Origin of the sequence: Roseovarius atlanticus (assembly GCF_019802205.1) — a bacterium.
GTDB classification, from domain to species: Bacteria; Pseudomonadota; Alphaproteobacteria; order Rhodobacterales; family Rhodobacteraceae; genus Roseovarius; species Roseovarius atlanticus_A.
In genome coordinates this window covers 776,815-794,967 of the sequence record NZ_JAHVHQ010000003.1, presented here as the reverse complement: position 1 = coordinate 794,967, position 18,153 = coordinate 776,815, and the positions used below count along the sequence as shown (strand labels likewise).

General features: G+C 62.5%; 16 protein-coding genes. 2 read left to right on the top strand and 14 right to left on the bottom strand.

Going from position 1 to position 18,153, the window contains the following annotated elements:
- Positions 1-6: 6 nt before the first annotated feature.
- Both KUV49_RS09790 and KUV49_RS09785 read left to right on the top strand, forming a co-directional pair.
- A complete protein-coding gene (locus tag KUV49_RS09790; RefSeq protein WP_222449784.1) occupies positions 7-261 on the top strand; it encodes a hypothetical protein in 255 nt (84 codons plus the stop codon).
- Positions 262-271: 10 nt separating this feature from the next.
- Positions 272-565, top strand: coding sequence for a hypothetical protein (locus KUV49_RS09785; protein ID WP_222449783.1), 294 nt, complete (start codon positions 272-274; stop codon positions 563-565).
- A 224-nt stretch (positions 566-789) separates the two neighbouring features.
- Here the strand turns inward: KUV49_RS09785 and KUV49_RS09780 are convergent, their stop codons facing one another.
- From KUV49_RS09780 to KUV49_RS09715, 14 genes are all read right to left on the bottom strand, one after another.
- A complete protein-coding gene (locus KUV49_RS09780) occupies positions 790-975 on the bottom strand; it encodes a hypothetical protein (RefSeq protein ID WP_222545605.1) in 186 nt (61 codons plus the stop codon).
- A gap of 22 nt (positions 976-997) precedes the next feature.
- The gene (locus KUV49_RS09775; RefSeq protein WP_222449781.1) at positions 998-1,315 is read right to left on the bottom strand and encodes a hypothetical protein; all 318 of its coding nucleotides are present in this window, start codon (positions 1,313-1,315) and stop codon (positions 998-1,000) included.
- Positions 1,312-1,659 carry a DUF6527 family protein gene (locus KUV49_RS09770; protein ID WP_222449780.1) on the bottom strand — a complete coding sequence of 116 codons (348 nt, stop codon included), beginning with the start codon at positions 1,657-1,659 and terminating at the stop codon, positions 1,312-1,314. Before KUV49_RS09770 ends, KUV49_RS09775 begins: the two co-directional genes overlap by 4 nt.
- A complete protein-coding gene (locus KUV49_RS09765; RefSeq protein ID WP_222449779.1) occupies positions 1,656-2,501 on the bottom strand; it encodes a glycoside hydrolase family protein in 846 nt (281 codons plus the stop codon). The genes KUV49_RS09770 and KUV49_RS09765 overlap by 4 nt, the downstream gene beginning before the upstream one ends.
- On the bottom strand, positions 2,498-2,851 hold the full coding sequence (locus KUV49_RS09760; protein WP_222449778.1) for a hypothetical protein: 354 nt from the start codon (positions 2,849-2,851) through the stop codon (positions 2,498-2,500). The genes KUV49_RS09765 and KUV49_RS09760 overlap by 4 nt, the downstream gene beginning before the upstream one ends.
- Before the next feature lie 37 nt (positions 2,852-2,888).
- Complete coding sequence (locus KUV49_RS09755; protein ID WP_222449777.1) at positions 2,889-5,693, bottom strand: hypothetical protein; 2,805 nt, start codon at positions 5,691-5,693, stop codon at positions 2,889-2,891.
- Entirely contained in the window at positions 5,694-8,237 is a 2,544-nt protein-coding gene (locus KUV49_RS09750; RefSeq protein ID WP_222449776.1) for a hypothetical protein, read from the bottom strand.
- Positions 8,237-8,386: a hypothetical protein gene (locus KUV49_RS09745; RefSeq protein ID WP_222449775.1), complete on the bottom strand. Its 150-nt coding sequence runs from the start codon at positions 8,384-8,386 to the stop codon at positions 8,237-8,239. The genes KUV49_RS09750 and KUV49_RS09745 overlap by 1 nt, the downstream gene beginning before the upstream one ends.
- Positions 8,379-11,861 (bottom strand): phage tail tip lysozyme, encoded by a 3,483-nt coding sequence (locus KUV49_RS09740; RefSeq protein ID WP_222449774.1) that lies wholly within the window; start codon positions 11,859-11,861, stop codon positions 8,379-8,381. The genes KUV49_RS09745 and KUV49_RS09740 overlap by 8 nt, the downstream gene beginning before the upstream one ends.
- Positions 11,858-13,999, bottom strand: coding sequence for a hypothetical protein (locus KUV49_RS09735; protein ID WP_222449773.1), 2,142 nt, complete (start codon positions 13,997-13,999; stop codon positions 11,858-11,860). Before KUV49_RS09735 ends, KUV49_RS09740 begins: the two co-directional genes overlap by 4 nt.
- Entirely contained in the window at positions 13,996-14,526 is a 531-nt protein-coding gene (locus tag KUV49_RS09730; protein WP_222449772.1) for a hypothetical protein, read from the bottom strand. The genes KUV49_RS09735 and KUV49_RS09730 overlap by 4 nt, the downstream gene beginning before the upstream one ends.
- Positions 14,526-16,874, bottom strand: coding sequence for a hypothetical protein (locus tag KUV49_RS09725; protein ID WP_222545604.1), 2,349 nt, complete (start codon positions 16,872-16,874; stop codon positions 14,526-14,528). Before KUV49_RS09725 ends, KUV49_RS09730 begins: the two co-directional genes overlap by 1 nt.
- 116 nt (positions 16,875-16,990) lie before the next feature.
- The gene (locus KUV49_RS09720; RefSeq protein ID WP_222449770.1) at positions 16,991-17,593 is read right to left on the bottom strand and encodes a hypothetical protein; all 603 of its coding nucleotides are present in this window, start codon (positions 17,591-17,593) and stop codon (positions 16,991-16,993) included.
- A 59-nt stretch (positions 17,594-17,652) separates the two neighbouring features.
- Entirely contained in the window at positions 17,653-18,111 is a 459-nt protein-coding gene (locus tag KUV49_RS09715) for a hypothetical protein (RefSeq protein ID WP_222449769.1), read from the bottom strand.
- Positions 18,112-18,153 lie beyond the last annotated feature (42 nt).

Genomic DNA, 18,153 nt, shown 5'->3' with positions numbered 1-18,153 from the left:
GGCGACATGAGCAATGTTAGCCTTGAAGAACTGACAAAGCGCGCGTTGGCAAGAGACCTGGATAAGGTGCTGCTGGTCGATGATTTTCCGCATCGCTGCGGCCTCGACATGCCGCTCAATCCCGACATCGAGGGTGACCGGGAAATGCTTGAAGCGGCGACCCTTTCAGTCGAGGACAGCGGGATCGCACCATTGCTATGGGCGATTGGCCTAGCACACTTGAAAGCGGCCCGCGCACAAATGGAGGCGGATAATGCCTAGCATCGACCAGATGACCCGCGCCGAGCTTCGCAAGCTGGCCCGGCGCGGGAAGCTCATAGACACCTGCTACAAGGTGTTTGCCGACGCCTGCTTTCCAGGCGCGCCACCCGATCAGCGCGCAACGATGCGGATCTGCTTTTTCGCCGGCGCGGCCGAGCTTTTTGCCGTGATGAATGCCGGCCTCGATGACGGCACGAACGAGACAGATGGCGATCTGGCATTCATGGAGCAATGGGTAAACGAACTGGAAAGCTTTCATGAGAAAACCATCGCCGCTTTGATGGCGACGGGTAAGAAACATTGAGGAACAGCGATAGCGACCAGCTCTGCCTGTAGCCTCATGGCGCTATCGCAAGCCTGGACCCGTCACACCTGCTCTGTGGCGGGTCTTTTTCTTGCGCACGGCCTACCCCAGCGAGGCGACGATCGCGGCCAGGGCGCCCAGGAGGATGGTTGCAACTGGCCCAGCCGGGCGAAGGGACAAGCCGGCAGCCACCAGGAGCGCCACTGCAATAAAATCCCAGAAGGTCATTCCTCGCAGCCTTCCTTGACCTTACCCGTCTCGGCCTCGGTCAAAATACAGTCCGTTGCCACGATCTTGCCGTTCGCCTTTCCAAGCGCCTCGACGTGGTCTGTCAGGATCACGCCTACATCGGCCAGTGTCTCGGTTTTCCGTTTCGGCACAGGCACAGGCGTGCGCAGCTCGGCTGGCACATCGGGCGTGACGTATTCGATCTCAATCTCCGGACCGCAGGATGCGGTCAAGCAGATCGCGGAAATCGTCAGGAAGCGGCGCATCGAAATCTCCTTCGCGGAAAGCGTCTTTGACCTGTTCGTATTCAATGGCGAGGGCGCGCTGGCGCTCTGCCTCAGCTTGCGCCACACGCGCCGCTGTGCGGGCCTGGGCGCGCGCGGCCTCCAGGCTCTGCACCGATCGCTCCAGGCGGGCCTTGTCGGCCTCCAGGCCGGCCACACGGTCAGACTGCCACCAGAGCGCCCCACCGAGGCCCAGGCAGGCCACAAGGGCAGCGATGAGCGCGTAGCGGATGATCATGCCGCACTCCCCGGCCAATCCGGCAAATCCAGCGTCTTGCCTGCGAGATCGTGCGTGCAGTCGTTGAGAAACCGAATGCGTCCATCAGTGACGAACGAATGGCAAATCAGCGAAACCGGCTCGATCTTTTCGCCAGCCATGAGCCTAGCGTGCTCTTCGTCGGTGATTGGGACGGTGCCCGACACCAGCACAGACGGCGAGAACGTGGGCCGGTCACCATCCCCGTTGAAAGTCCACCCACGCGAGCCGTCGACCGTTACGTGATGTGCCTGTTGGCAGCCTGGGCACATGAACGCGACCCGCCCACCCTCCAGCTTCCGTAGCTTTGAGCCGAGCGCGCTCACGCGTCCACTCCTGACATGCAGACCTTGTAGCCAGCTGACCGGCGGAGCGCCAAACCGCGCACAAAAACGCCACCCGACTTATTGTAAAAGGTGTGCCGGTAACACGCGTCAGCGAAGTTCCCCCGGTTTGCGCTCTTCAGCGCTGACGACCGCAGAACTGCATAGGGCCCGACGTTCCACGCCAAATCGGTAAAGACCGCATCGACCTGCGGCGACATGTGATTGATCGTGACGCCGGTTCGATACTTCTTCCAGTAGAGGTCGCGCATGATCCGGTACAGCCCAGCCTCGCATTGCTCGATAGTCCGAACGTCGCCCATGGAAACCTTGGTCCCGGTGTGGCTGGTTTCGCCGTAGCAGATCGTCGGCAGATCTGGCTCGGCGACGGTATCGAGGTAAGCCCTCACGCAAATTCCGCGGGCGCTCTGAGAGCATTTGAAAGTCGGGCCGGTCCCCTCCCATTGCTTGGTAAGCGGGAGCGCATAGACTGCCGTTTGTTCCCATGTCGGCAGACCGGAATGCGGACCGTCATCCGATTTCGGAGCGTCCCCCATAGCGAAGACTGGCGAGGAAACAAGCCAAAGCAGGACCGCCGTGATGATAGCGCTGATACCCGCCAGCTTCATGGTGCGGAGGATGCTGGGCAGGGTCTGGTCGATGAACCAGCCGATGATCCCGAACACGATCAGAAAGAGCATCACGGACCCCACGAGGTAGGGATCGATCACGTCGCCGGTCAGCGCGAAGTATTGCTCGGGGCCATAGAAGACCACCCCGATCAGGATGAGCGTGCAGATGCTGTACGCCCGCATTCTCGACTTCACATTCGGTATGAGTTTCATGGCTTCTGCCCTCCGTTCTGCCTGAGAATTGTGCTGATCTCGCGCAGGGACGTTTTCACCTCGTCCATCGAGCGGTTCAGCGCGTCGTATTGTGCAGCCGTCCTGGCTTCCGACACCTGCAGCGATGTGATCGCCGTCTGCGCATCTGTCAGCCTGGCCTCGACACGGCTGGCGAAGCTCCTGAAGCTATCCTCTAGACGCGTGTTCGCCTGAGCATTCTGAATTGTCTTGGCGTCGATGCTGTTGACAGCACTGATACCGCCTGCAAACAGAGCCGCGCCGGTCATGAAGGTCGCGACGATTGAAATCAGATTTCCGCGTGTGAACTGCTTTTCCATTGTCTGCGTCATTCAACCTCCACTAAGCGCCTCACGGTGCACTGGCGCATCAGAACGTGATCGTGCCACGGAAGATGCGGGTGCTTTCCCGCATGTTCTTGATCTGAAGTGTGTTCACCGTAGCCGCGATATTGACGGCGCCGTCCACGCCATCGCTCGTGCCAGCGGTGAGCGCAGTGGTGCCCACCTCAACGCTGCCGCCATCGTTGCTGGATGTCTTCTGGATACCGGGCGAACCGCCGAGATCGAACCGCACCTCCACACCCTCTCCGATATACGCGTGGGTATCCCCGGCATTGAAACTGCTCAGCGAGAGCTTGCCGCCGATGAATGGCGTTTCGATTGTCGCCACCGCGTTGTCCGCGAGCTCGATCTCGAACGAGGCAAAATTCCACGACCATATCAGACCATAGGGCGCGACGCGCCTGCCGAGGTTTTCGGATCCGGCGGTGTTCGGGTGCATATCCTTGCGCAACCGAATGAAGTCGTCGCCATCGTCGTAGAACAGCGCCCAGTCGTTGTCGTCCTTGTCGGGGTCGAGGTAACCGGGCGGCAAGGTCAAGCGTCCGATACCTGCGCGACCACCGGGCGGCGCAACGAGCATCACGCCGGTATCGAGGTTGGCCCTCAATGCACGACGATACGAAATCAGATTGACCGGCTCAAAGAACCCCTTATCGGAGCCATCCGTAAACCGCTTCATTACGGTTCCGTCATTGATCTTCGGCCGCTCGTCCAAGGTGCCGTTGTCGATGGTCGACCCCCACGGCTCGTGGTAGACGGTCAGGGTTTCCGTCGCCGCCGGCACACTGGGATGAATTGTGTACGGGTTGGTCAGACGCTGAGGGCTGCAGATGAGGCGGGCGCCATTGTGCATTTCCCACAGCACGGGGAGATGTACCTCACGCGCGCCGTGGATATGAGCCGCGACAGTGTCGTAGGCAGTCATGCACGTCCCGGGAAAGCTGATCTCCGTCAGTTCATCGCCACTGATTTCGAGCGCAGACAGGGGTTTCTCAAACGGCCCTGCGCCGATGCCACCCAAGTTCTCATGCTCACCCGGCAACAGCGAGCCATGCACGAAACCATGAATTTCTCCGTTCTGGAAGATCATCTCAGACGTGCCGCCACCCTTCGCGTCGGGCCGGGCGATCACGTAGTTCTCCGCCGTGGGGTCAGGTGTCACACCGTTCAGGCGCAGGATATCGTAATCGCCGCCAGTGATTTTCGACATGCTCTCGAAAGTGTGCGTCGTACCACCGCGCCCACCTGTCGAAAGTTGGATCGAGAAGTCTCCGTCTGCGCCGAACGCGTGATCATCCGCCCACGGAATATCCACGCTCGTCGCGGTCTTGTCCACGACAGGGGCGCTGTCGATGGAACGAATGGCGATCCTCGAAAACACGAAGTCGGTGAAGTTGCAATCGTAGGCTGCGGCCCCAGTGTTGGCCCGCTTGGCATGGGGGGCGATGAGAAGGGCGCGCATGCGCCACTGGCCGACGAACTGGATGCGGTGTCCCTTAACCCCACGAACGGACTTGAGGTAGAGACCCACGTCCCAGACACCGCTAGACAGCGGCGTGGTCACGTCTCGGTTGGATGAGCGCATAAGCCCCATACCGTCGAGACCGCCCATGTCAGGCATGACGCGGAGGTCTTCGAATGAGCTGCCCCACGCCTCTTGGTTGTTGCCTTCATCGCCCTCAACGGTCCACGCCGCTGAAAACGGCTTGAGCGTTTGCCCGCCTGCCGAAGTGCTCGGGTTCACGTAGCTGTCCAGCATGTATCGGGCGTCATTGTATCCCGCGACCGGGCTGGGGTTGTCACGGCTGGCGCCCCACGCATCGCATGAGGATACGCCGAACAGGGTTTGATCCTTCGGGCCGGTGCCGGTCATGACAACGCAGGTTGCCGCCTGCGGGGGGTACTCTTCGGTGGGCTGCTTCTGCCAGAAGCCCATACCGTGCCCGCGCTTGCGAACCCACTTTTTTTCGACAGTTGGAACGCTGTTGAAGATCACACCGCGCCCAACGTCGAGGCCGTAGCCTTGCAGGCCGCAGTAAGCCAGCGCCCTGTTGATCGCCGCGCCGTTTGACGCCGCCGCGCTGCGGTCGAAATAGACCACGCCGAACTGGGACAGGCAGACCCATCCTGCCGCATCAGGCAGAGCCCGCATTTTAACACCACCAGCCGTGGTCCGATGGGTTTCGGATGCTTCAGCTTCAGACGAGATAAACTCGAAGCGGTAGGGCCCGGCTTGAACAGTTTGACCGGGTATTACGCTACCCGGCTGACCTAGCGTATAGGTGAAATCGATGTCGGCCACGAGAAGGTCAAGAGTGAAGCGCCAGCGCGCGGCAGCGGCCTGGGCATCAGCCGCGTAGCCTTGGGCGGCCGCGATCTGATCGGCGGTCGGACCGCCGACCAAATGACCCTGTTCGTTGATGATCGGCACGGATCCGGGCGTCAGCACCTTGCCGGAATTGGGCGCCAGGAAGGCGCGTTTGAGCGTTTCCTGCGTGTCTTGGTGGCTTTGGGTCAGACGATCCAGTATGACCTCGAGCCCGCCTTCACGGGCAGACTGGCCTTGCCAGGTCTGGACGTGTGGCGTGTCCCGACACAGATAGAGTGTGCCACCGTCAAAGGTTTCCGCGACGGACGCCTCGAGCGTCAGCGCACCGCTTTGGCCGGCATTCGGCAGCACGGTGAACTCGGACCCCTGCAGCTTGGTTTCAACACCGTCGAGTGCGATAACCGGCGCCAGGGCGCCCTGTGTGAATTCAAAGTTGATGGGGTACGGGCCCACCCCGGAAACAGTATAGACGGGAATGCCTGGAAAAGTTGCCGTGGTCATTTACTGCCCTCCAAGAACATTTGAAAAGTCAGGCGCTCGAGACGGGGCGATATCGCCTCGTTTCCACCAAAGCGGTGTGCCCATTTCGCGCTCGATGCGTCGGGTCGCCCGCGCAAATTGGGCATCCGCTTCTGCGTCCAGGAACAATTGCAGCTGGTCGGCAACCGCCCCATCGAAGGCGCGCCGCGTATACCAAAGGCTGGAAAAGACCGGCGTTTCGTAACGCACCAGGTTGGCGATATCGCGGCCCAGCAGCAGATCCTCGCCTTTGACCGCCCTGGCCGCATTGCTCAGGATTGGTCGCGAAACATTTTCCGCAAGCCCGACAACCGGCCCAGCCAGGGTCTGTGCAAATCCGCCTCCAAAACGGTTGCTGCCGGCATAGAAGAAATCCCCGAAGATCCCGAGGGCACCGCCTTGCAACACCGACGCGGCCAGGAAGGCCGGGTTGTCCATGGGACGGGGATCCCGGCCCTTGGCCAGCTCTTTGAGCTGCACCGCCACGCCGCCCAGAACAGTCAATGTCGCCGCCATTTTTGCTGCGTAGATCCCGCGCGCCATGGGCGTTGGTTGCGCCCAGAAACGCCGCGCCTGGTTGATCATCAGGGACATGGCGAAGCTTTTGAACATGCCGCCGCTGCGCGCCAGTTCGCCTAAAGGCGTGCCAGGCCGGGTTTCGCCTTGGATCGCTACCCGTCCAGAAAGGTTAAGGGTCGGGATCGCGTATTCAACCTGCTCCTCGATCGCCATCAGCAGGCGCATAGAAAGCCCTTCAGCCTGGTCTCGCGGCAGGGACGTATGCTCGAGGAACCATGCCGGGCTGATGAATTTGGCGCCGTTGGGGGCGGTGAACATGGTAGCCGGATCGCGTAGCGCATCCCAGTCGGCCGCGCTGATGCCCCGGTTCTCCAGCAGCATACGCAAGGGCGGCTCGACATCGGCCAAAGCCCGATCGGCGTTGCTGGCAAGGTAGCCTGACATTTCCATCTTGAAGGCGTTGCGGCCCATGTCGGTCCAGTAGTTCAGTCCCGAGATCCGCATGGTGAAGTCGGCCAGGCGGCGCGTCACTTCCGGGCTGAACGTCTCGCCAATGTAACGCGCGGCGCCCGAGCTAACGGTGGCCAACGTATCTGCCACGTAGCCCAGCTGGGCGGCCGTCTCGCGTGTCGCGGCGCTGGCCATCAGATCGACATGGCGGGTCAGCACCTGGCCGCCGCCCATGCCGATCGTGCGCGCGGCGTGATACATGCTGCCGGTGTCGGTGGCCGATGACAGGATTGCTGCCCCAAGTTTGGTGGAGACAACGAAATTGCGCATCCCGCCCATGAACGCGGCAACACCGCCATAGCCTTCGGCTGGCACATTGGCGGATCCATCCGCATGGGCGAGCATGGCACGGGTGCGGGTCACCGCACGGTCAGTCAGGTCCTCGATATCTTTTTTGATACCGATGATGTTGCGATGCCGCGCGCCTTGCTTCCTCAACACCTGCGCGCGTTTCTTGGCCACCTGGCTGGCGTATTCCAGGCCCATGCCAGGGTTGGGCCCCAGTACGCGCATAAGGGCCACGTCGCGGCCCAGGGCGTGCAGGCCGCCCACCGCGGACGAGAACGGATCCGCCGCGCCGAAACTTTCGTTGTAGCGCAGCCAGTCGCTGCCCGACTTGAAATGCAGAACCCGCGCCTCGGCCCGCTGGTTGTAAAGCGCCTTGCCACCCACCTGCATCTTGGGATAGCGCCGATCCCAGCCCAGTGACGTGATGTTGTCGAAGATTTCTTCCAGGAAGACTTCGGCCTGTTGCGCGGCCGCTCCCGTGGGCAGCTCGCCCTTGGTGGCCGCAAAGGGCCGGCCGGTCTTGGTATTCTCGATGCGCGCCCAGTCCACCTTGGTCCAGACTTGCTCACGCCAGGCGGCAAAACCTGCCTTGCGCATTTTCATCGGATCGTGCGTGTGGCTGACGCCGTAATCGGCCAGGTCACCAATATCGCCGCCGTGGCTGTTGAAGCTCTGCCGCATCCGGCGCTGCTGCTGCTGGATGGCCTGGGCCAGATCCTTGGCGGCCTGGTTGCCGGTGTCCTCGAGGTGCAATTCCCGGATGACATCCTCAAGCAACGCCTTGTCGCGGTTGAAGCCGCCAGCGCGCTGGCCCGCCTGTTTCAGGAACTCTACGATGCCGGCATTGATGCTGGTGGTGTAGGCACGTGTCAGGGACGCGACGCTTTCGCCATCAAAGCCGGATCCCTCGACGAACTCGACCAGGGACTGCAGCGCCAGATCGGGCCGATCGCTGTTTCCGACCAGGGCCGTGATCCGTCGCATGGTTTGCAGCTGATTGGTGACGGCGTGAAAGCGCGCGTTGCGGGCGCGGCGCGTGGCTTGGCCCAGGTCTTTCTTGGCCAGGATCGCCGCCTGCGCGTCCGGCATGGCAGAGCGATAACGCTCGTACAGCTCGGTATAGACCTGCTTGGCCGCTTCGGCCCGCGTCCGGTCCTTCACCTCGCCGGATGCCACGGCCGCGTCGATGCAATCGTGCATGTTGGCCATCAGTAGCCCTCCCCTGCGGCGACGGGCCGGATCGCGGAAAGTGCCTCTTTCGCTGAGATCCGACCCGCCACCTCTGCCAAACGGTTGCCGCTCGCCTGAGAAACGGCCCGATTGGTCAGCTCGATGTTGATATTGCGGGGCTTAAGCATTGGCGCCCCCCTTGGTGGCGCAGAGCTGCACCACGGTTGCCAGCGCCTCCTCGTCGTCCAGGTCTTCGAGGATCTCGCTGGCTTTCACCATGTCGCCGCTGTCCGTCAGGATCTCGAAGTCCCCATCCGACAAAAGCTCAGAGCGCACTGCAGCCCGCGCCTCGAGGGCCGCGCGCAGGTCGGACGGCTGAGCGTCTTGAATTATGTCGGGATCAGAGTTATTTTCATTCCTCGGCGGTGCGGAAGGGGATGAGCCTTCCGGCAAATCGGCGGCCCTCCCTGTACTACGGTCGCCACCCCGCTGCTTTTCAAAGGCCGTCATCAGCCACGTTTTGGCCTCGCCATCCCAGTCCAGACGCACGACGGCTTTTTCAGCCTCGCTTTCAAGAATGATGCGGTTTTCGCTTTTCGACACGATATCAGTGCGGGCAATGAGACCCTGCAAGTCGTTCAATGCCTCGGGATGTCTCGCCTTGATTTTGGCCAGCCCGTAGCCGGTTCCCCGTCCGGTTCCGACCTCTCCCCAGACCAGCGAAATAGGCCCGATGTCTTTGTGTGTCAGGGCACCAGTAGCCTCGCCGGACTGGCGCGCCTCAAGTTCTCGAACTGCCCCGCGCCAATCGCCTTCAAAGTCGGTAAGGACAGGGCCGAACGGACCTTCAGAGATTGACGATCGCAACTCTTCGACGGCCTCTTGTGCCGCATCCAGCGCCTCGGCGGACTGCGCACCCTGGGCGTAGGCATCCTCGGGCATCGCCGTTTGCACCACGTCTTGCGGGGGATCCGGTCGCACGCGCGCGGTGCCCAGCTCTGTCAGATCGCCAAAGGTATCAGGATCGAGCTTCTGCAACACGTCGAGCGCATCCGGGCCCTGGCCAAACAAGCCAGCATCGGCTCGCCCCACTTTTCGAGCCTCGTTGGCGTAACGTGTCAGGAAAGCACCGATGTCCTTGCGCGAGGCCGCACGCCCGTTTTTCCAGAACTTGCGCACCAGCGCCTGCGTCAATGGCGGGACGGCGCCTGTCAGCAGGTCGATGTCGGAAAGCATGTCCTCGATGATGTCGGCGACGGGCAGCCCCTCTCGGCCGGCAACGCTGCGCGCCTGCGAGATAAGACGCATGGCGTCCATGATGTGAGGCGTGATGTCGAATTCGGCGCGAACGTTGCCCGCAACCACATCAGCACGTAACTGCGCCCATGCCGGCGAAGCATCGGCCAGCGCATCGAGCAGCGCGCGGAATTCGCCTTGGTCCTGTTCGGTAAAGCGCCGCAATATCTCGGCATCATCATAGGCGCGTGCGAACAGCGCACGCTGCAGCGCCGCTTCTCCCTCTCTGTTCAAGACACCATTTGGCGCGACGAAGGCGTTGCGCTCGGTGGCCGGCAGACGCGCCAGTGCGGCGCGGGCGAAGTCGGCGTTGGCGGCATCGGTAAGAGGCGCGGCCGCGTCGAGCCGCGACAGCGTGGCGGGGTCCAGCGTCGCGGCCTCGGCCCGGCCTCGCTCCACAGGGGTCATGCGCGCAACGCCGCTATCCTGAGCCTCGATGACAAAGCGCCGACGCGCGGCATCGTCCATCGCACTGACGCGGCGACCGACCAGGACCGGCGTTTGCACACCTTCGGGGATGGCGAAGCCCGCGGCCTCGATCTGCTGACGGTAAGCGTTGAAACGATCAGGGAACCGTTCGGCCGCCATGCTGATGGCGGCATTCCGGCCGTTCCCGCTTTCCACGATGTTGTCGGGTCCAACGATCGGCGCGCCCCTGTCGGCCGTGGGTGCCGGCATCAACAGCGCGGGATCAAGCGAGGCCGCCATGTCGGCAATTTGCGCATCGCTGTTCACCAGTGTGCGGTCACGCGGCTGTAGATCGCCGCCCGCGCGCACCAGGAGGGAAGCATCGACAACCTCATATTCCACGTCGATCCGAGTGCCGCCGGCGGTGCGCACCTGGCCTGTGCTGGTATAGCCGCGCGATGTGCCGGTGTAGGGTGTATAAGAGGCGGCCGATGTCTGACCTCCTTTCGGCACGTTGCCACCTTCGAACTGCTCGATGACGCCGTTGGCATAGGACACGCGGCGGTTCATGTGCGGTATCCCGGGCCGCTCGTAGTAGCGCGATACCATTTGCGCAGCCTCGGCCGCGGTGCTGGCGCGCCGGATCTTGGCCCAGGCACCGGCCTCGCTGGTTTCCAGTTCGTGCAGCAAGAAGGCAATTTGCGTGTCGAGGTCATCCCAGCTGGTGCCGCGACGCTCCGCGAAACGAAAGAGCGCGTGGCGCCGGTCATTCCACTGGGCAATGCCATGGGCATATCCGCCATCGCCTCGGGCGAGCGGGTTAAGACCGATCCCGCTTTCGACCATGAAGTTACCGACGAAGCCGGCGGCCACGTGTGGCTCCATGCCGTTTTCAAGCAGCTTGCCGAACACATAGCCCACGCGATTGTCGCGCGGGCTGGCGTTGCCGGTCAGCGAAAAATCGAAGTCCGGCGGGACAAAGGCACCTTCGGTTTGAGATCGAGTAAGGTCGCGTTCCGGCACCTGCCCCATCAACTCGTCTTCGGCCTGGCGCTGCGCCTCTTCATGAACGCTATCCGGCACGGCTGGGTCTGGCTTGCCCTGTCCTCGCCGCTCGTTGCGTGTCAGGTAGGCGGACGCGCCGCGCGCAAGGCCGTGGATCCCAAGGGCGAGGCCACCGCTTGCCAGCGCCTCGGTTACGATCCGGTTGAATACGTCCGGCCTTGGCAGGTCCAGTTCTTCGGCTACCCGGAATTCACCAGGTAGCCCGAGGCCGGCGGCAATTCCGCCGATCGCAGTTTCGGCCGCGACGGTGCGGGCGATGCCACCGCCGACACCCGCCGGCGCAAGCATGATGTTGATCGGATCCACAATGTCGCGCGCCATTCCTCCCAGGAAACCGCCGACGCCGGCGCCGTCGATCGACAAGAGCCGATCGGCTTCCTCGTAGCTGCGCCGCCGGTCAGCCAAGATCGCTTCCTGGAACGCCGCTTCGTCCACCGGAGCGTTCAGGAACGGTGGCAATCCGTCCGCGCGCGCGCGGGCCACCTCGACAAACAGCAGTTCACGCATCTGCGCGGTGTTGTGCGGCCCGTAGCCCGGATGGATCTTGCGCTCGAAAGCCGCATCCTTGAGCCGTTGCCGGCCCTCGGCCGGAAGCATCCGCGCCAGGTCGAGCGCAAATTCCATTTCCAGCCGGCCGGTATAGTCGAACGTGTCCGCTTCGATCGTGCGCTTTTGCCATCCGGCAGCGAAACGGTCGCTGAAGCTCGGCGGGTCGGTCAGCGCGTCGAGCCCGTCGATCTCCGTGGGCGGCGGGGTTGCTGTGATCCGGGGCGATGCCGCATCCGGGCGGGCCGGGATATCGCCCTTGGGCGCATTGGGGGACACGGCCTGCGCGGCGGGCTTGCGGCTCAGAACGGAAGGCGGCGCGGTATCTGGGAGTGTCAGCTGGGTCATTGCCGCGACGCCCTCACCAGTCGGTTCAGGCTGAACTCGTAGCGGTCGCCGTTTTCGTCCATGATTGCCACCGGGCCGCGTGGTGTCATGCGGACAAAGGTGTAGGCGTCTCGCGGCTGGCCATCTTTCCAGACCGGAACGATTTGCAGATCCTCGAATATCTCGGCGGCATTTTCGTCGCCAAGGTTGGGCGCAGTCCCGTTAAGGGATGCTGCTTTCAAAGCGGTGAAGTCAGCGGACTTGCGGGCGTATTCTCGAACCACCGCCCCATCTTCGGCTCGCGTCGTACGGGTCTTGTAGTTATATTCCTGCAATCCTCGCTCGATCAGATCGAGGGCGCCCGTGACCTCGCGCGCTGCGACATTGGCCGGCAAGGGTAGGTTGTAGGCATTTCCCAATCCAGCCCGGTCGATATAGGCAATGCCGCCCCTGCCCTGGCCATCACCGCCAAGCGCGCGGTTGACCGATTGCCGGACGATATCGCTGTCCACGGTGCCCGCGTCGATGTCCGCATTGGCATATAGCGCCGTCGCCGTTGCGATCAGCCGTTTTTCAAGATCCGGGTATTCCAGGAACATGTTGCCGGTTGCGCCACGGAACGCGGCTCTGAATTCGTCAGGGCTGGGAGCGGAAACCGTCTTGTCTGCCAGACGCTTTTGCCCCAGCAACGCATCGCGCGTCGTGCTGGCTGGCGCGCCTTGGGTGATAAGATGTGCGATATGGGCCTGCGCGGGGTCGTTGGTGGCCGCGGCGATCACCAACTGCGCATCATCGCCCAACTCACGCGCAAAGCTTTGCAATACGGCCTCGCGGCGCGCCACGTTGGCGGATTTTCCCAAGGCTTCCTTGAGCTGTTCGCGCTCTTCTGGGCGCAGGATGACGATACCATCGGTGAAGCCGCGTTCCTGGACAACCCGGCCGTGACGCACGCGTGCGGCCAATTGCGCTTCCAAGGTCTCGGGGTCCGCGTCGAGGTCGAGCGCCGGCGGCTCGAAACCCAAGCTGGCAACATGGCCAAGCGGGTCAGTGTCCAGCGATTTCTCGGTCTGGTCCAGAAGCTGCTCGAGGACGCCCAGGCGCTCTTCCTCAAACGGGTGCTTGACCTTGCGTTGGCGCTCTATTTCGATCGAAGTGCGCAGCTCGGCCGGCGTCATCGTTTCATAGACCTGTGCGTCCTGGTCCAGCGAGATCCGGGCCTGAGCCTTGCGCAGGGCCAGCGCCACATCATCGTCAGACTTTGCCAGCTCGGCCACCTCGGCGCTTTCCACAAAAGCGCGATCGGTGGCGGTCAGGCGTGTGGTGTCCGAAATGCTGGATATGCGCCCAAGATCGTTGGCGACGGCTTTCTGGCGCTCGCTTTGCTTGGCCTCGGCGGTTTTCTGCGCTTTTTCTTCCGCCTTCAGAAGGTCAGCCTTTGCCCCTGCCTTCATTCGGGTAGCAACCTGGGGGTCCAGGAATTCGTAATCGCCGCGGTCCAGCTCTTCCAGAAACAGCTCGGGGTCGCTGTTGTAGGTTTCGAACGCGGCTGTCCGATCAAGATTTTGGCGGAGGGTCTGGCGTTCAATTTCCGCTTGCTCGGCATCGATGATGCCGGCGTTCAAAAGGCCGGCAATTTGCTCTTCGCCCGCTACAGCCAGAACATCGCGGGTATCCGCATCCGTCTTGGTGGCGGCACGCTCGGCCTCGAATTGATATGCCCGGTACGTGGCCATGCGCTCGGACTGCCGACGCTCGATACTTTGCGCACCGATCTGGTATGCGTGACGGTTGGCCAGGTCATCGAATGCCAGGTTGAACCGCTCCAGGTTCCGCGGGCTCACACGCCATTGCCCGTTGTCTCCGGGTGCCACGTAACTTTGTCGAAGCGCGCTGATGCCTTGCGACCATTGCTGTTCCGCCTCGTCAGGATCTCCAACCTGTTCGATTTCCAGGCGCAGATTGTTGATGTCGCGGGTCAGGTCGACCTGGGCGCGCCGCATTTCACGATCGAGCTTGTCGTTGATGATGGCGGTGCCGATGTTGTTGGCGACCTGCCCTAACTCGCCGATCGCCGCGCCCACCTCGTTGGCCGGTTGTGGAACAGCGCGGGCGGCAGGCCCCGGGTCGGTCCCGGCGCGGGGCATGACCAGCCGCGTCATGCCAGCAGCTCCGGCCACATGTCAGGCGCACGTCTCAGGAATTGACCGGCCGCGGAAAACCCGCCTTTCAAAATGCCCTGGCGGCCCCGCGCGCGCAGGGCACGTTCCTGCGCGGTCAGCTCGGTGGTCTGGCTGGCGCCGCGCTGGCGCACCGCCTGAGAGGCGAACGCCATTTCCTTGGCTGCGGTTTGGCCCAGGAACTGCGCGGTCGGGCTGGCCAGATCAAGGCCACGCTCTGCCAGCTGCGCGGTCTGGCGTGCAATTTCGCGACGATATTGGCGACGCGTGCGCTGATCCTCGATCGCGTTCAACTTGGCAACTTGGCCACGTTGCTGCGCAATGCTATCCGCCGATGCCTGAGCGGCCTTGTTTTGGGCAATTCCCTGCGCAATCGGGCCCGCAATGGCCGCGATTGTCCCCGCGGTTTGCAGAAGACCACCGATGCCGGTCGCGGCACTGGCAGTTGCGCCGCCAGCACCCACGGCGCCGGTCAATGCTGCCAAGGTGGTGGAAATTATCTCACACATCAGGCCCCCGCTTCCTCGACTGGCACGATCAGTGCCGTGATCGTCATGGGCGCAATGCCGATCGGGTGGAACTCAAGCAATTGCTCATCGGCGTGTCCGGTCGGCAGGTCGATCGACCGGACCCCGGTTTTCAGGATCGTTTCGTCGGTCAGGACTTCGCGTGAAACCAAGTCTTGCGCGGGATCGCCGGCCTCTCCATCGGCAAAGCTTTGCGCGATGGCGCGCACCTTGCCAGCCGCCGTTTTGTAAAGCGCAATGCCGACCGATCCGCTGATACGACGCGGCCGGCCGCGGGGATCGCCGTCGCGCGCGGATGGTTCGATCGAAAGCGTGCGTGCGACCCTATCCGGGTCCGCCAGGCCGATGATCGCCTGCTTCGACGCATAATCCAGCGTCACGGTGCCGTCTCCCGCAACGACAAACGGTCCCTGGTGGCCCTGGTCGGTCCAGGCATATACAGTTTCGCCGGCCAGATGAGGCAGGCTGAATTCGGCGGTGGCGGCGCCCTCGGAGAAAACGCTGGTGGCAAAGCCGTGATTGAACGCGGTTTCCGGCTGGCGCCCCAGCATGGGCAGACGATTGATCGCCTGTTCCTCGACATATCGCACGGTTGCGCCATCAATCTCGCGGCGCACGATCATGGTCAGGATGTCATAAGACCCATCGGCGGAAACCGTGACATCGAGGTTTTCCACGAAACCGCCAGCTGTCGGATAAGGCGCCCAGCCCAAGACGTCCTGCGTCGGATCGTAAAGCAGGGCATGGACCTGGCCGGCGTCGTCCAGAAGCCACGCCAGCCGGTCCGGGCGCGCCTGCCAGACGAGATCCCGAAAGAACTCGCTGCCCAAGTGTTGCGACGGCAGGGACAGCTCGATCGGTTCGCTGCCGTCGCTTTCAAAGCTGTAGCGCGCCTCGTTGACGGCCGTGCGGTCTGCCGTGACATAGACGGGAAAACCATAAGGCTTGATTGGAGACACGGCCGCGGAGCCACCGCTGTCGACCAGCTCGGTGTCGAAAGTGTCCGGTGCGATACCTTCCGACTGCACGGCCGAAAAACCCATAAAGACCTCGCCACCGCCCCCGATGTAGATCCCGCGCTTGGCGCCCATCAGCCAGGTGATTTCGTTCTGGTCCTGGTCGCCGCTCAGCGCATAGGCAAATGCCGATGTCGCCTCGTCTTTGGGCTCCATGTCGGTGAAAAGGCCGATGGCCGACGCCCAGAGCGTACGCGGTTCCGCTGTCGAATTGGCGGCGTAAAGCCGGCGCCGGTACTTTGCCAGGTAGCGCGGATACCCGAATTCATCGGACCAGGCGCCGCGGGCCCAGCGATAGGTCGGGCTGTCGATACAAGGTTGCGGGATCGGCGTGATGATGGTGGCTGTCGCATTGCGCGCATCTGTAACCGACGCGATGCGCACAATGCCGGCTTCGCTGGACTTGAAGAGATACCTTGAACCGGCCTGGCTGTCGGTCAGCACCTGGCCGAAATCATGAACCGGCGGCGACGCTCCTGTGCTGGTGCCGGCAACCAGTTCGTATATGTTTCCATCGTTTCGATAGAGAGTGGTTGCCGATTGGGTGAGGCCGGGCTGCCAGAACGGCACGTCCTGGAAATCTGTCGGTTTGATCTGCAACAACCCGCCGACATCGGATGCGGTGAACACGTCGTCAGCCGCTGTAAGATCGACCGTTCCGTTGGTCTCGGTGGAATATTCGGCATACCATGTAATTGCCAGAGTGTTGTCGCCACCGGCAACCCAACTGTAGGTCTTGCTCCCATTCGCATGATTTGGCGGCGAAGGTCCGGTCTGGATGTCCCAATCGGGAGACGTCTCGCCGTTATAACTATAGCTTTCGACCGAATAGACCGTGCCGCCATAGCGCCGCAAAGTACCGAGGGCCGGTCCGATGTTTTCGTTTGCAGACCATGGTTTCACGTAGCCGTTGACCGGCGCGCATTGAATGGTCAGATCGCGATCGAGGTTCTGGGCCTGGAATGGCCCGGTCTTGAAGTCGGCGTCGGCAATTTCCCAATTGTCCAGCGCAAAGCGTTTCAACAGCTGGATTGGGCGCTTGCCGTCCGCCAGGTAAACCTGGTCGCTGTCTTGCTGAAAGCTCAGATCGAAAAGATCGGCCTCGAGAAACGGCGTGTCCAGCTCGTAGACCTGACCGCCGCCGGTCGTCACCAGCTCGCCATAGCGCCAGACGCGCATTTTTTGGTCGGTGAATTCCAGCGCCAGGCTGTCGGTGCGCGAAAAGATGAAGGGGATCCGCACGGCCAGCTGGTTGTTGCGGGTGGTGCCCCGGTAGATCGTGCCCGGCGCCAGGGTGAAGCCGCCTTGCCGCAAAGGCAGATATCCCCGGCATTTTGCAAGGCCGGACTGGTGCCGTTGAAAGTCGATGCGCTGATGCAGAAGCGGGTCGATCTCGCCGCCGGAAAAGGCAACCTTGGGGACGCGCACGTTCATGTCACGGCCTCTTGCGCCCAGTCGATGACATCCTGTGTGCCGTCCAGCCGTCCGACCGAGGCGGTATGTGCGTCGTTCGAGCGCGCGGCATAGCTGGCATCGGCCATTTCGCTGCGCAATTGCTCACGCTTGCTGCGGGTTTTCACGTATTTCGGCGCAAGCATCATGGCCAGCTGGTAGGCGACCAGCTGCTGAAAGGTCTGAGGCATGAATTTCAGGCGATAATCGCTGCTCGTGTAGCGCACCGTCAAAGGCGCATCGACCTCGGTGCGAACGATGTCCTCGTCCACGCGGTAGCGGTAGCGCGTGTCGAGATACACCTTGCGAAGCGCGACGCAATCGGCAGGAAGCCGGGCGGCATAGGGCAAATCGGGATCGACCGGGATGTTTTCCTGCGCCAGGTTGATCATAGGCAGATCGTGGATTTTACGCGCGAACGACCAGTCATAGCTTTCCAGCACGATCTTGAACGCTCGGGGGAGCTGCTTCGCGGCCGCCGTTGCCTTGGCCGATCCGTCATCGAGCGAACTGGGCGGCTCAAGCTCCATCAGGATGAAGGCTTGCTCGAGGACGTCTCCGTTTTCGATCGGATCAGGCATGATGCGGGGCTCGGCTCAGGGAAAGGACCGGGGCCGGACGGGCGGCCCCGGCCGGCGTGTCAGTGGGACGTCAGGTAGGCGATGCAGAACGGCATCGAGCCCGCGCCCGTGGCATTCGCCTCGGCGTGCGCATAAAGGCTGATGAAGCCGCCCGGATCGGATGCAAGGCCCAAGGCCTCCCACCACGCCTTGCCGTGGTTGGCATCCCCGAATGCGAACGGGCTTTGGGTGGTGGCCGCGCTTTTGGCCACGTCCAGCAAGGCATCGGTGTCTGTTTCGGTGCCGATCACGACCTGGGCAAAGCCCCAGTTTTCGACATCGAACACGGTGTCGGGATGCACGATGGCATCGGACGGGATGTCGGCCAGGTGATACATCGAGGTGTCGCTGTCGGTGCCCAGATTGGACACGGCGCCCACCATGCTGATCAGCTCGCCGCGCGCGCGTTGCGGATCCGGCGGCGTGTCGCCGGCGCGCGGATCGTGGATAAGATCGGATTTTCCTTCGACTACGGGCATGTGCTGGCCCTCCTTGTCAGTGTGTGAAAACGATCGGGCCGC

Bases quoted from the DNA above. Each gene is read 5' to 3' on its own strand.
- KUV49_RS09790 (WP_222449784.1), top strand. From the start codon at position 7: ATGAGCAATGTTAGCCTTGAAGAACTGACAAAGCGCGCGTTGGCAAGA.
- KUV49_RS09785 (WP_222449783.1), top strand. From the start codon at position 272: ATGACCCGCGCCGAGCTTCGCAAGCTGGCCCGGCGCGGGAAGCTCATA.
- KUV49_RS09775 (WP_222449781.1), bottom strand. From the start codon at position 1,315: ATGATCATCCGCTACGCGCTCATCGCTGCCCTTGTGGCCTGCCTGGGC.
- KUV49_RS09765 (WP_222449779.1), bottom strand. From the start codon at position 2,501: ATGAAACTCATACCGAATGTGAAGTCGAGAATGCGGGCGTACAGCATC.
- KUV49_RS09760 (WP_222449778.1), bottom strand. From the start codon at position 2,851: ATGACGCAGACAATGGAAAAGCAGTTCACACGCGGAAATCTGATTTCA.
- KUV49_RS09755 (WP_222449777.1), bottom strand. From the start codon at position 5,693: ATGACCACGGCAACTTTTCCAGGCATTCCCGTCTATACTGTTTCCGGG.
- KUV49_RS09750 (WP_222449776.1), bottom strand. From the start codon at position 8,237: ATGGCCAACATGCACGATTGCATCGACGCGGCCGTGGCATCCGGCGAG.
- KUV49_RS09745 (WP_222449775.1), bottom strand. From the start codon at position 8,386: ATGCTTAAGCCCCGCAATATCAACATCGAGCTGACCAATCGGGCCGTT.
- KUV49_RS09740 (WP_222449774.1), bottom strand. From the start codon at position 11,861: ATGACCCAGCTGACACTCCCAGATACCGCGCCGCCTTCCGTTCTGAGC.
- KUV49_RS09735 (WP_222449773.1), bottom strand. From the start codon at position 13,999: ATGACGCGGCTGGTCATGCCCCGCGCCGGGACCGACCCGGGGCCTGCC.
- KUV49_RS09730 (WP_222449772.1), bottom strand. From the start codon at position 14,526: ATGTGTGAGATAATTTCCACCACCTTGGCAGCATTGACCGGCGCCGTG.
- KUV49_RS09720 (WP_222449770.1), bottom strand. From the start codon at position 17,593: ATGCCTGATCCGATCGAAAACGGAGACGTCCTCGAGCAAGCCTTCATC.
- KUV49_RS09715 (WP_222449769.1), bottom strand. From the start codon at position 18,111: ATGCCCGTAGTCGAAGGAAAATCCGATCTTATCCACGATCCGCGCGCC.